Here is a 12,287-nt window from a genome sequence, read left to right on the forward strand (position 1 = left end):
CTCATTAATCCGTCAAATTGGTATATTGGGCGTTTTCCTTAAATTCTGGAACTACCCAATCACCATCTATAGACTGAACACCTTCAGGAATTTCACGCGAGCTTTCTGGAAAACCCTGCAATGCCTTCGCCATGTAGTTAATCCAAATTGGTAAAGCTAATCCGCCACCGGTTTCAGTTGCACCAAGGCTCCTTGGCTTATCAAAGCCAATCCAAACAACAGCTGCTACTTTGGGCTGATATCCAGCAAACCAAGCATCATGAGAATCATTCGTGGTACCGGTCTTGCCAGCAATGTCAGATCTTTTTAAACGTCCACGAGCAGACGCTGCAGTTCCTGATTTGGTTACTTCTTGTAGCAGACTATCCATCACAAATGCTGTTCTAGCATCTAAAACTCTTTTTGCACCATCTTCAACAGTTTTTGGAGATGCTTGAAAAAGAACCTTACCTTTAGAATCTACGATTTTGTCAATTAGATACGGCGTAATTTCATAGCCACCATTAGCAAAAACACTATATCCCAAAGACATTTGCAAAGGTGTTGCAGAACCAGCGCCTAGAGCAAGGGTTAAATAGGGTGGGTTTTTTTCTGGTTCAAAACCAAAACGCTGAATAAAATCTTGAACGTAATGTGGTCCAATTGATCGCATTATTCTTACCGAAACTAAATTTTTAGATTTCGCCAATGCCGTTCGGACAGTCATTAAACCTTCCATTTTTCCATCATAATTCTTTGGCTCCCAAGCCTTACCACCAGTTTCTACCCCGCTAAAAGATAATGGTCCATCATTCACAATTGTTCTTGGCATAATGCCTTTTTCAATTCCAGCTGCGTATAAAAAAGGCTTAAAGGATGATCCTGGCTGACGCTCTGCCATCATGGCATGATTAAATTGATTTCTCTTAAAATCAAAACCACCAGTCATCGATAAGATCGCGCCAGAGTGCGTGTCCACTGAAATTAATGCACCTTCAACTTCTGGTAGTTGCGTAATCTGCCAGCCACCATTCACTTTAGGCATGACACGAATAATTGAGCCTACTGAAATCTTGATTTTAGGTTGTGCTGTGGGGCTTAAAGCATCTTTAACAAATTTGAGAGCCTCTCCCTGCATGACAACAACTTCACCGGTAGAGATAAATACTTTTAACTCATTAGTTGAAGCTGCCAAAACTACACCTGCTAAAACATCATCACTACTTGGATGATCATTTAAGGCATTATCCAAAGCCCTTTTCATTTCCTTGCTATCAATGGAAGCATTAGGGATTTTTACGAACCCCTCTGGCCCTCTATATCCATGCTTGAAGTCATAATCCATAATACCTTTACGCAGGGCTGAATATGAGGCATCTTGATCAATTCTTTTTACCGTTGTATAGACATTTAATCCTTGTTGATAAACGTTTTCTCCATACATTGAAATGAGAAGTTGACGGGCATTTTCAGCGACAAATTCGGCGTGTAATTCAAATTCACGACCTAAACCTCTGACATTTAACTCTTCTAACATGGCCGTTGCATACTGTTCAGCAGTAATATATTTGAGATCTCGCATTCTTTGCAAAATATATTCTTGACGAATTTTGGCACGTCGAAAATTAACTACGGGATTGTATGCAGATGGTGCTTTGGGCAAACCAGCTAACATGGCAGACTCAGCGATTGTTAATTCTGAAACATTCTTACCAAAATAAATCCTAGCCGCGCTAGCAAAACCATAGGAGCGTTGACCTAGGTAAATTTGGTTCATGTACAACTCAAGAATCTGATCTTTTGATAGATTTTGTTCAATCTTAAAAGCTAACAAGACCTCATACAGTTTTCGGCTTAATTTTTTTTCATTTGACAAGAAAAAATTTCTCGCAACCTGCATCGTAATTGTTGATGCACCCTGGTTAAAACGGCCACTTAAGTTAGCCACAATCGCTCTGGCGAAGCCCTGTAAATCAACCCCACTATGATCATAAAAACGGTCATCCTCAGTTGCAATGACAGCATTTTTAAGTGCCATAGGAAAATTGTTAATAGGGGTTAAATTCCTTCTTTCTTCACCAAACTCTCCAATCAAAATTCCTTCGTTAGTGAAAACTCTAAGTGGTACTTTAGGTCTGTAATCTTTGACAACTTCTAGGGATGGTAAATGAGGGGTGGCGATGATGACTGCGTATGCGCCTAATAAGCCTACGGCAACTAATCCGCTAATACCTAATGCGGCAAAAATAAGAAGTAATTTTTTCATTTACCTATTATAGATATCCTGTATTCACTCGTCACGACTATTGAGTCAGATTTCTCTGACATTACTTTCAGCACGAGGTAAGACATATCGTTGTCACAATGAACTATGTTTAATAGAAAAATAACCTCAGAATCCTTTGATGATTCACTTGAAGATTTTGAAGACCTTCTTCATGATCCCCTTTTAACTAGAGATTTATCAAATAAATCAATTACTAATGATTCTAGCTCTGTTGATTTAGATACTGGAGAAATACTTCGCCCCCAGAGTCAAGAGTCAATTACGAATGCAAGAAAACGGACAGCACCCCCTCCTAAAATCGCGCCATCAACCCAAGCTAAAGGGAATGAAATTTTTAAATCCCCAATATTATTTTTATTACCTATCGGAACTAGTCTAATTTTGACTGTTATTACCTGCCTGATTGGATACTTTTTTTATACCAATACGGTTACAACACTTTCTTTGCAAATTGAGAAGACTGCAGAAAAGCTAACTAATCTCAATAATTTGGTTATTGAACTTCAAACATCCATTGCAACTTTAGAAGATTCTGATGAGGTTTTGGCACAGTTAGAGAGCTTATCAATTGGTCTTGAGGATGTCGAGGGTGCATTACAAAATCATCTTCAAACTTCCAAACATCCCTCCCAATTACCTGTTGTCAAAAAATCATCGCCCCTTGATAGTCTTAAAACTGTCGCGTATTTGGGGTTTTATGGTAACTACGCTCAACCCGTTGCGATCATTAGTATTAAGGACGAAAAAAAAGAACTGCAAACTGGTCAAGTCATTATTGATTCTTGGCAAATAAATGCGATACACCCAACGCATATTACTGTTTCTCACACGGGTGGAATGACTCAAAACATCTCTAGGAAGAAATCTTTATTTTGAAATATATATTTTGTTTGATCTTATTGTGGGTTATTTTACCGAGTAGCAACACACTTGCTAATGAAAATAGCGTTCAAAGTGCTAGCCAAAAGTTATTACCCAATCATCCTATTCAAATGAATTTTGATGATATTTCAATCAGTGATTCTTTCCGTCTATTAGCAAAACTTGGAAATATTGAAATGATTGGTCTCGAAAAGATTCAGGGGCGTTGCTCTGTTCAGTTTAATAACATTCCGTGGGAAGTTGCCTTTGCTTATTTGCTTGCTAATCATGGTTTATCTTCCTTTAAACATGAAAATTTAGTGATTATTGGCACCCCAAAAGAATTACAAGAGATTAAAAATTACTTTCCAAAGTCTTTAATTCAAGCAAGCTCTTCAAAATCACAACAAGTGCTTATTGAAGCACGTATTGTGGAAGCGGATTATCGATTCGCTAGAAATTTAGGTGTAAAGCTGGGGTATCAACATCCAGAAGGCTCCAAAATTCAAGGGAAATTATCATCTGACTTATCCGCAAACGGTCTAAATGGTTTTGATTCACCTATTGCTGCTATTACGATGTTAAAAAAGGGGGTATTACCTTTTCTAGATTTTGAATTATCTGCACTTGAATCAGATGGTCAAGGCAATATTATTGCTAATCCAAGAATTGTTACAGCCAATAAAACCTTAGCAACTATCGAGCAGGGGACTGAGCTTCCCTATCAATCTAGTAGCAAAGAAGGTGCTAAGGTTCAATTTAGGAAAGCAAATTTAAAGTTAGAGGTCCTTCCAACCATTGAAGATCAACATATTCTTCTTGATGTAGAAATCAGTAAAGATTCCATTGGTATGAAAACCGAACAAGGATTTGCAATTAATACTAAACATCTAAAATCTCAAATCTTAGTTGAAGATGGTGGTACGGTAGTTATTGGTGGGATTTATTTACAGACAGAACGCGAAGACATTGTCAAAATTCCGTTACTGGGAGATATTCCTTATTTTGGAAAGTTTTTTCAACATCAAACCAAGTTAAAGGATAAGACGGAGTTATTGGTTTTTTTAACTCCATCCCTTATTGATCACCATGGTAGATACCTAAATAATCCTAAATAATCAATTTATTTGGAAGATTTTCTTGTTTCATCAAAACCTTGCGTAAAATTGTGGTTATGAACTGTATTCCAAATAATATTATCCTCGTAGGTTTGATGGGCGCTGGTAAAACTACCGTCGGTAAAGTCTTAGCAAAAAGACTTGGCAAGGTATTTATTGATAGTGATCATGAAATTGAAAAGAGGTGTGGTGTAAAAATCCCTACTATTTTTGAAATGGAGGGGGAGGACGGCTTTCGTAAAAGGGAAGCTTCTGTCATTAAGGATTTAGTCTCCCTCGATAACATTGTTTTAGCCACTGGCGGTGGAAGTATTTTATTGGCAGAAAATCGTGAAAATCTTAAGCAGTTTGGCTATGTCATTTATTTGCGGGCCAATCCTCATGACCTATGGCTTCGTACCCGTCATGATAAATCTAGGCCGCTTTTAAATACACCTGATCCCCAAAAGAAATTCAAAGAATTATTTGCTATTAGAGATCCGCTTTACACTTCAATCGCTCATCAAATTGTTGATACTGGCAGACCGAATGTCAGTCTACTGACAAACCAACTTGTAATGCAACTGGAGTTAATGAATTGAAAACCTTAAACGTTAGTCTCGGCGATCGCTCTTATCCTATTTTTATTGGTCAAGACCTTTTAGATAACGTAGATTTATTTTCTCAATTCAAAAGCTCAAGTGCTTCTTTTATTGTCACCAACACTACTGTAGAAGCACTTTATGCTGATCGTTTAGAGGCAAGCCTTCATGCCAATGGTCAAAAAGTAGTCCGAATTGTTCTCCCAGATGGTGAATCCTATAAGAATTGGGAAACTCTTCAACTTATATTTACTGGCTTATTAGAGTCGAATGCTGATCGTAAAGCGACTATTTTTGCCCTTGGTGGCGGGGTAGTCGGTGATATGGCAGGTTTCGCCGCCGCATCTTATATGCGAGGAATTAAGTTCGTACAAATCCCAACAACTTTACTTAGTCAGGTAGATTCTTCCGTTGGTGGTAAAACAGGTATTAACCATCCTCTTGGCAAAAACATGATTGGGGCGTTTTATCAACCTATCGCAGTCTTGATTGATTTAAAGACTCTGTTGACATTGCCCAAAAGAGAACTTGCTGCTGGCTTAGCGGAGGTAGTTAAACATGGGGCAATTGCTGACTCTCTCTTTTTAGATTGGATAGAACAAAATGCTCACGGATTAAATCACTATGATCTCAATTGTCTCGAGCACGTAGTAATAAGGTCTTGTGAGATCAAATCCGAGGTTGTAGCTCAAGATGAAAAAGAGAGTGGTGTACGTGCTCACCTTAATTTTGGACATACTTTTGGACATGCGATTGAAACCGGCATGGGTTATGGTGAATGGTTACACGGGGAAGCGGTTGGTTGCGGAATGGCAATTGCGGCCGAATTGTCTCAGCAATTAGGCTATCTATCGATAGATGATAGAAATCGACTAACGCGTATCATCCAAACTCTTCATTTACCAACAGAAGCTCCTCAATGGGACACGTCCCGTTATTTATCTTATATGTCCCATGATAAAAAGGCTGAGTCTGGTCAAATTAAATATATTGTTCTTGAAAAACTAGGACAAGCAAAAGTTCAAAAATTATCAGACGATATAGTTATACCTGCTTTAAAGGCCTGCGGAGCACTTTAATGACTCCTCTGGCTCCCTACGCAGCTTCGGTTGAATCGAGTCGAGGACGAGTTCATCAAGAATCCGCGGAACCAACTAATTCTGGGAGAAATCCCTTTCAGAGAGATCGTGATCGAATTATTCATTGCGGCGCTTTTCGTCGGCTTGAATATAAAACCCAAGTTTTTTTAAATCATGAGGGTGATCACTTTCGAACTCGCTTGACGCATAGTTTGGAAGTGGCCCAAATTGGTCGTGCCATTGCCAGAAGATTAAATTTAAACGAAGATTTAGTCGAAGCGATCTGTTTGGCACATGATTTAGGTCACACGCCTTTTGGTCATATTGGACAAGATGCCCTGAACGATTGCATGAAAGACCATTTTGGCTTTGAACACAATTTACAAAGTCTTTGGGTGGTGGATTTTTTGGAAATAAGGTATCCCACTTTTGACGGGTTAAACCTAACTTTTGAGACTAGAGAAGGAATTCTTAAACATCTTTCAAATAACAACCTTCAACGTCACCGTCAATGGCTTGGGCAATTAACCCATCAATTTGAAAATCATCTTCAACCGAGTCTGGAAGCTCAACTTGCTAATATCGCTGATCAAATTGCCTATAACAATCATGACATCGAGGATGGCTTAAGATCTGGATTAATCCATATCGACGATTTACATCAAGTCACCATTTGGCAAAATCAACTCAATAAAGTTCGCTCCATTTATCCTACTTTAGATGATCGTAGGCTCAAGCATGAGGTCATTCGGCATATGATTCATTTATTAGTCGATGACTTAGTCAAGAGCTCCCTAAAACGAATCAATGAGTATCTACCTAACAGTATTGATCAAGTGCGAGGCCTACCGCAGATGATTGGGTTCTCTAATGAGATCATGGAGCAAATGATAGAACTGAAGCGGTTTTTGTTTCAGAACCTATATCGACACCCACAAGTGGTCAAAGTAACGGATGAAGCAGCTCAGCAAGTTCGCTTTCTTTTTAAACATTACACTCAATTTCCTGAGGAAATTCCGTCTGATTTTTTACTTGGCCAAAATTATGAACCGCATCGTCGCGTTGCTCACTATGTTGCAGGTATGACAGATCGATTTGCTAAAAAAGAGTTTTTACGATTGAGTCAGTAAAAGTTTTAATTTAAAGAAACTCTTTGTTTAATTTGTAATTGCTAAATGAGCGATATATCCGGATCGATTTTCTCCTGCGGATTTAGCTTTTGCATCCAACCTAGCCAAAACTCTTTTAGGTAAAGATATATTTATTCTTTCAATTTCATCTGACAACAATGCAGGATTTAACTCTGCAATTGCCCAAATATATCCCTTAAATTCTTTTTTCTTCTGCAAATCAGTAATTAAACTGGGTTTTGGAATCTTTTTACCCGTATCGAGTGCGAATTCAATCCACAATTCAATTGCTTCTTTTGCGTTTTCTATTGCTTCGTCTATTCCTAAATCAGAGGCAGAAAAACATCCATCTAAGTCCGGTACTATAACGCCCCAGGCTAATTTCTCGTTGCCGGGCTCAATTGCAATAGGATATTTCATATAATTTCCTTTTTTTAGTTAATGCCAGCATTCTTTAATATACTTTTAACTAATCCAATACCTAGGTCTTTTTTTGGGTGGGGAACTGTTATGTGACCTACTTTGGATGGATGGATAATGATATGATGTGATCCTTTTGATCTATTTAATCTCCAACCATCAAGTTCTAATTTTTTGATTAGTTCTTTACTATTCATCTTTTAATTATACACATCATACACACAAATTAACAATCATTTTTGTTAATCAACTTTAAAAAGTGGGAAGTCTTTATTTTTGTTTAAATGGATTAGAGCAAAAGATTATTATTAATTAAAGAGCTAAATCAACTCCACCTTGCTGTTTGACGTGCTTGGCTACCGAAGTAAAGAACTCTTCATTCGTCTTGGTGTCTAGCCATAAAGGGGATTTTTTTGTTCCTGACCATCGAAAATGATAACCGCCCTCTTTTGCTGCTAACCAAAGTTCATGCAATGGGGTTTGGAGATTAATTACAATAACGGTATTGTTTGGAAACTTTATATTCAATACATTACTGCCTTGTCTTTGGGTGTCAACGTCAAAATCCGTTGTTTCGAAGAGTTTTTCTAAGGCTTGTTCTATTTTGTCGATTGCTTGATTTGCTAATTCTTTAAATTCTGAATCTTCAATTTTTTCAATTGGCGTTTGCATGATATATTCAGTCAGCCTTATGTAGTTTTTGCTTCAATTTTTTCCACTAGATAAATAATGAAAAATTCCTTTAAATCCTATTGTAGTTATTTTTTATTCTTTTTTCTTTGCGCTTGTGGTGTTAAGGGACCTTTATTTTTTCCTCCACCAAGTCCAACGCCAAATATGCCGAGCAAGCCTGAACCTATCGGTAAAATTTATCCTTTAGAAAAAAATACAACGGTGCCAACTACCCCTTCTTCTCCAATTTCTAATGAACCGAGTCAAAAAACTCAACCATCGGATAATATTAAAAACGTTCCAACACCTTTAAAATAATAATTCTATGCTTTCACTTCCTCAATTAATTGGTTTTTCTGAGCAAAATGGTCAATGGTTTGCAGAAAATGTTTCACTTTCTTCCATTGCGCAAGAGTTTGGCACTCCTTGTTATGTTTACTCCAAAAAAGCTTTAACTCATGCCTTTGATGCTTATGATAAAGCTTGCTTTAGAAAAGATGGTACGCGTCGTGCACGTGTTCATTACGCGATGAAGGCCAATAGTAATTTGGCTATTCTGAATATTTTTTCTAAACTTGGTACAGGCTTTGACTTGGTTAGTGGAGGTGAGCTGGCTCGTGTGCTTGCAGCAGGTGGCAAGGCTTCAGATTGTGTTTTTTCAGGGGTTGGTAAATCCCACTCTGAAATTGCTACAGCTCTTAAAGCAGGCGTGAAATGTTTTAATGTGGAATCAATACCTGAACTAACTCGTATTAATGAAATTGCTAGCTCCCTTCAACTAAAGGCACCCATTTCACTACGCGTCAATCCTGATGTAGATGCTAAAACACATCCTTATATTTCAACGGGTTTAAAAGACAATAAATTTGGTATTACTTTTGAAGATGTTATTCACACTTACCAAGTTGCTCACCAAATGTCTAATATTCAAATTGTTGGCATTGATTGCCATATTGGATCTCAAATTTTAGAGATAAGTCCTTTTTTAGATGCTCTTGATCGGGTGTTATCCCTGATTCAGGAATTAAAAACGGTTGGTATTGCGATTCAACATCTTGATATTGGAGGTGGTTTAGGCATTGACTATGGCGGAGACACTCCCCCAGATATTACAAAGTTTGCAAATACACTGCTTGATCATATTGAGAAATCTGGCTTTACAGACTTAGAGGTTATTTTCGAACCAGGTAGATCCTTAGTGGGGAATGCTGGTGTACTACTAACACTAGTAGAATATTTGAAACCTGGTGAGACTAAAAATTTTTGTATAGTTGATGCAGCAATGAATGACTTAATGCGCCCTGCAATGTATGAGGCATTTCATGCAATTGTTCCAATAAACTCAAGCAGTACTGATTCATCCGTATATGACGTGGTCGGGCCAGTTTGCGAAACAGGTGATTGGTTAGGTCGAGATCGTAAACTAAGTGTTGTGTCCGGTGATGTTTTGGCAATTTTATCTGCTGGTGCTTATGGCTTCAGCATGTCGTCCAATTACAATACGCGTCCTAGAGCAGCTGAAGTTATGGTTGACGATATGGTAGTTCATGTCATCCGAGAGCGAGAAACTCTTGAAAATTTGTATCAGGGTGAACGTATCATTTGATTTTTTATTTGATAAGTCTATTTTTGAAATGATTTCTATAAATAACAACGGCCACTTTTAGTGGCCGTTGTTATTTGATTTTAAAACGACTTAATTAATGTAAGCCAGCGATATAATCCGCGACTGCTTTAAGTTCTCTATCGGATAGTTTTGCTGCAATCATATTCATTTGTAAATTTTTGCGTTCCCCAGCTCTTAGTGAAATCAATTGTGTTTCAGTATATTCAGGCCATTGTCCGCCAATGCGTGGATATTGAACTGGTATTCCAGCACCAGCAGGCCCGTGACATGCTGCACAAGCTGGTACATTTTTAGAAGCTATACCGCCTCTATAAATACTTTTGCCAAGTTCAATTGATTCTTTATTTTTTGCTGTGCCAGGCGCCTGCACTTGCTTATTTAAATACGCTGCAATGTTTGCCATATCAGCATCTTGAAGTGCGGCAGCCATGCCCATCATTACTGGGTTTGCGCGCTCGCCTGCTTTAAAATGTTTAAGTTGGGTTGTAATGTAACCAGCATGTTGTCCAGCTAATTTCGGCCAGGTTCCAGAAGCGCTATTACCATTAGGTCCATGACATCCCACGCAAGCCACGATTCCTCGAGAGGCATCTCCGTTAGAATAGAGTGCTTCACCAGCATTAATGTCAATTTTTTGTGGAGCAGTTGGTTCATTTGCATTAGCTAAGCTAAAGACGCCGATGCTTGCTGCTAAAGAAACTAAAGCCGTTGAAAGAACAGCTAATTTGAGTCTGGATTTAATATTATTCATGTTGTTGGCTTGCATTTCATAGTTTCCCAAGTAATTGAGTTGATTTTATCTTTGTAATTTTACAATATCTTCATAAAATGGTTCACTATGTCAAAAATTCAACAAGCGAAGTTCTTTGTTACTGTAAATCACTTAGTTGATTTACCTAAGGATCTCATTCCAGAAATTGCCTTTGCGGGTCGTTCTAATGCAGGTAAATCGACTGCGATTAACATTTTATGTAATCAAAAACGCCTAGCTTTCTCTAGTAAAACACCGGGCAGAACGCAGCATATTAACTATTTCTGTATTCCTGATAAAGACGATATTCTACTCGGGCATTTAGTTGATTTACCTGGTTATGGTTATGCTAGAGTTGATTTTAAAATTAAAGCGCATTGGGAAAAGTTATTAAGTACCTATTTACAGGAACGCGCCCAATTAAAGGGCATGGTTTTAATTGTTGATTCTCGTCGTGGCTTGACTGATTTAGACCGCAACATGCTTGCTTGGTTTTGTCCTACTGGCAAACCTGTCCATGTATTAGTTACAAAAGCAGATAAATTAAATCAATCCGAAAAAGCGCTAGTTTTAAACTCGGTGCGTGATGAATTAAAATTATTAAATACAACAAATCCTAAATTCGGATTATTAACTGCGCAATTATTTTCGAGTATTAAACGCATTGGGATTGAAGAGGCAGATGATTTAGTTTGTAACTGGCTGGATTTATCTGGAGACACCAACCCTATTAGTATTTAACGTTACTAGGACTATTATGGCAAATCATATTAATCATTTATCTTTGCAATTTCCAACTCATCGTCCAAGACGCTCTCGTTTACATGAGTGGTCTAGAAAATTAGTGCAAGAAACTGATCTTAGTCCTCGTAATTTTATTTATCCTGTTTTTGTTCAAGAAGGTACTAACAAAAAAGATGTCGTTGCTTCAATGCCTGGCGTCTTTCGAGTATCGTTGGATTTATTGTTAGGTATTGCAAAAGAATGCGTTGAGCAAGGAGTTCCTGTCTTAGCCCTATTCCCCGTAATTGAGCCTGATTTAAAGTCACTAGATGGTGCTGAGGCGTACAACCCCAACGGTTTAGTTCCGCGTGTTGTAAGGGCCTTAAAAGAGCATTACCCGGATCTTGGCATTATGACTGATGTGGCGCTCGACCCCTACACGAGTCATGGTCAAGACGGCGTGATTGATGAGAACGGTTATGTTCTGAATGAAATCACTTCTGAAATTTTAGTAAAGCAAGCCTTAGTTCAAGCGGCTGCCGGTGTTGACATTGTGGCTCCTTCAGACATGATGGACGGCCGTATTGGCAAAATTCGTAACGCTCTAGAAGCTCATGGCTTTATTCATACCCAAATCATGGCTTACTCTGCTAAATATGCCTCAGCATTCTATGGTCCATTTCGGGATGCGGTCGGCTCTGCTAAAAATTTAGGGAAAAGTAACAAAAAGACATATCAGATGTCTTTTACAAATACCGATGAAGCTTTAAGAGAGGTGGCTTTAGACATTTCTGAAGGGGCTGATATGGTGATGGTAAAGCCGGGTATGCCATACCTTGATATCGTGAGCCGGGTCAAGTCTGAGTTCTCTTACCCTACTTTTGTTTATCAGGTGAGCGGTGAATATGCAATGCTCAAGGCTGCCGCCGCAAATGGTTGGCTTGACCATGACCAGGTAATGATTGAGTCTCTAATGGCCTTTAGAAGGGCTGGCGCTGATGGTATTTTGACTTACTTTGCACTCGACGCTGCAAAGCTGATCAATCAATCAAAGTAAGT

At 38.4% G+C, this 12,287-nt stretch carries 14 protein-coding genes; 9 read left to right on the forward strand and 5 right to left on the reverse strand.

Annotated features, from left to right (window positions below):
* Positions 1–4 precede the first annotated feature (4 nt).
* Positions 5–2,245 (reverse strand): penicillin-binding protein 1A, encoded by a 2,241-nt coding sequence (locus AOC35_RS12215; protein ID WP_108647368.1) that lies wholly within the window; start codon positions 2,243–2,245, stop codon positions 5–7.
* Between the two features lie 105 nt (positions 2,246–2,350).
* On the opposite strand from AOC35_RS12215, the gene AOC35_RS12220 reads away from it, so the two are divergent.
* From AOC35_RS12220 to AOC35_RS12240, 5 genes are read left to right on the forward strand one after another with little or no spacing between them, the layout of a single operon-like run.
* Positions 2,351–3,142: a hypothetical protein gene (locus AOC35_RS12220; protein ID WP_108647370.1), complete on the forward strand. Its 792-nt coding sequence runs from the start codon at positions 2,351–2,353 to the stop codon at positions 3,140–3,142.
* Positions 3,139–4,245: a type IV pilus secretin PilQ gene (locus tag AOC35_RS12225; protein WP_159077578.1), complete on the forward strand. Its 1,107-nt coding sequence runs from the start codon at positions 3,139–3,141 to the stop codon at positions 4,243–4,245. The genes AOC35_RS12220 and AOC35_RS12225 overlap by 4 nt, the downstream gene beginning before the upstream one ends.
* A gap of 56 nt (positions 4,246–4,301) precedes the next feature.
* Positions 4,302–4,826 (forward strand): shikimate kinase, encoded by a 525-nt coding sequence (locus tag AOC35_RS12230; protein WP_108648831.1) that lies wholly within the window; start codon positions 4,302–4,304, stop codon positions 4,824–4,826.
* Positions 4,823–5,905, forward strand: a complete 1,083-nt coding sequence (aroB, locus tag AOC35_RS12235) for a 3-dehydroquinate synthase (protein WP_108647375.1) — start codon at positions 4,823–4,825, stop codon at positions 5,903–5,905. Before AOC35_RS12230 ends, aroB begins: the two co-directional genes overlap by 4 nt.
* Positions 5,905–7,035 (forward strand): deoxyguanosinetriphosphate triphosphohydrolase, encoded by a 1,131-nt coding sequence (locus AOC35_RS12240; protein WP_108647377.1) that lies wholly within the window; start codon positions 5,905–5,907, stop codon positions 7,033–7,035. The genes aroB and AOC35_RS12240 overlap by 1 nt, the downstream gene beginning before the upstream one ends.
* 27 nt (positions 7,036–7,062) lie before the next feature.
* Here AOC35_RS12240 and AOC35_RS12245 read toward each other — a convergent pair whose 3' ends face one another.
* The 3 genes from AOC35_RS12245 to cyaY all read right to left on the reverse strand — a co-directional run bounded on the left by AOC35_RS12245 (position 7,063) and on the right by cyaY (position 8,127).
* Entirely contained in the window at positions 7,063–7,455 is a 393-nt protein-coding gene (locus AOC35_RS12245) for a type II toxin-antitoxin system HicB family antitoxin (protein ID WP_108647379.1), read from the reverse strand.
* A 14-nt stretch (positions 7,456–7,469) separates the two neighbouring features.
* Positions 7,470–7,652, reverse strand: coding sequence for a type II toxin-antitoxin system HicA family toxin (locus tag AOC35_RS12250; protein WP_108647381.1), 183 nt, complete (start codon positions 7,650–7,652; stop codon positions 7,470–7,472).
* 115 nt (positions 7,653–7,767) lie between these two features.
* Positions 7,768–8,127 (reverse strand): iron donor protein CyaY, encoded by a 360-nt coding sequence (gene cyaY, locus AOC35_RS12255; protein WP_108647384.1) that lies wholly within the window; start codon positions 8,125–8,127, stop codon positions 7,768–7,770.
* A 57-nt stretch (positions 8,128–8,184) separates the two neighbouring features.
* Here cyaY and AOC35_RS12260 point away from each other — a divergent pair, with 57 nt between their 5' ends.
* Both AOC35_RS12260 and lysA read left to right on the forward strand, forming a co-directional pair.
* Positions 8,185–8,445 carry a lipoprotein gene (locus tag AOC35_RS12260; RefSeq protein WP_108647386.1) on the forward strand — a complete coding sequence of 87 codons (261 nt, stop codon included), beginning with the start codon at positions 8,185–8,187 and terminating at the stop codon, positions 8,443–8,445.
* 7 nt (positions 8,446–8,452) lie between these two features.
* A complete protein-coding gene (lysA, locus tag AOC35_RS12265) occupies positions 8,453–9,733 on the forward strand; it encodes a diaminopimelate decarboxylase (protein ID WP_108647388.1) in 1,281 nt (426 codons plus the stop codon).
* 94 nt (positions 9,734–9,827) lie between these two features.
* Here the strand turns inward: lysA and AOC35_RS12270 are convergent, their stop codons facing one another.
* Positions 9,828–10,505: a c-type cytochrome gene (locus tag AOC35_RS12270; RefSeq protein WP_108648832.1), complete on the reverse strand. Its 678-nt coding sequence runs from the start codon at positions 10,503–10,505 to the stop codon at positions 9,828–9,830.
* Positions 10,506–10,592: 87 nt separating this feature from the next.
* Here AOC35_RS12270 and yihA point away from each other — a divergent pair, with 87 nt between their 5' ends.
* Positions 10,593–11,246: a ribosome biogenesis GTP-binding protein YihA/YsxC gene (yihA, locus tag AOC35_RS12275; protein WP_108647391.1), complete on the forward strand. Its 654-nt coding sequence runs from the start codon at positions 10,593–10,595 to the stop codon at positions 11,244–11,246.
* A gap of 16 nt (positions 11,247–11,262) precedes the next feature.
* Positions 11,263–12,285: a porphobilinogen synthase gene (gene hemB, locus AOC35_RS12280; protein ID WP_108647393.1), complete on the forward strand. Its 1,023-nt coding sequence runs from the start codon at positions 11,263–11,265 to the stop codon at positions 12,283–12,285.
* Positions 12,286–12,287 lie beyond the last annotated feature (2 nt).

Origin of the sequence: Polynucleobacter rarus (assembly GCF_003072505.1) — a bacterium.
Lineage (GTDB): Bacteria > Pseudomonadota > Gammaproteobacteria > Burkholderiales > Burkholderiaceae > Polynucleobacter > Polynucleobacter rarus.

Bases quoted from the DNA above. Each gene is read 5' to 3' on its own strand.
- AOC35_RS12215 (WP_108647368.1), bottom strand. From the start codon at position 2,245: ATGAAAAAATTACTTCTTATTTTTGCCGCATTAGGTATTAGCGGATTA.
- AOC35_RS12220 (WP_108647370.1), top strand. From the start codon at position 2,351: ATGTTTAATAGAAAAATAACCTCAGAATCCTTTGATGATTCACTTGAA.
- AOC35_RS12230 (WP_108648831.1), top strand. From the start codon at position 4,302: ATGAACTGTATTCCAAATAATATTATCCTCGTAGGTTTGATGGGCGCT.
- AOC35_RS12240 (WP_108647377.1), top strand. From the start codon at position 5,905: ATGACTCCTCTGGCTCCCTACGCAGCTTCGGTTGAATCGAGTCGAGGA.
- AOC35_RS12245 (WP_108647379.1), bottom strand. From the start codon at position 7,455: ATGAAATATCCTATTGCAATTGAGCCCGGCAACGAGAAATTAGCCTGG.
- AOC35_RS12250 (WP_108647381.1), bottom strand. From the start codon at position 7,652: ATGAATAGTAAAGAACTAATCAAAAAATTAGAACTTGATGGTTGGAGA.
- cyaY (WP_108647384.1), bottom strand. From the start codon at position 8,127: ATGCAAACGCCAATTGAAAAAATTGAAGATTCAGAATTTAAAGAATTA.
- AOC35_RS12260 (WP_108647386.1), top strand. From the start codon at position 8,185: ATGAAAAATTCCTTTAAATCCTATTGTAGTTATTTTTTATTCTTTTTT.
- lysA (WP_108647388.1), top strand. From the start codon at position 8,453: ATGCTTTCACTTCCTCAATTAATTGGTTTTTCTGAGCAAAATGGTCAA.
- AOC35_RS12270 (WP_108648832.1), bottom strand. From the start codon at position 10,505: ATGAATAATATTAAATCCAGACTCAAATTAGCTGTTCTTTCAACGGCT.
- yihA (WP_108647391.1), top strand. From the start codon at position 10,593: ATGTCAAAAATTCAACAAGCGAAGTTCTTTGTTACTGTAAATCACTTA.
- hemB (WP_108647393.1), top strand. From the start codon at position 11,263: ATGGCAAATCATATTAATCATTTATCTTTGCAATTTCCAACTCATCGT.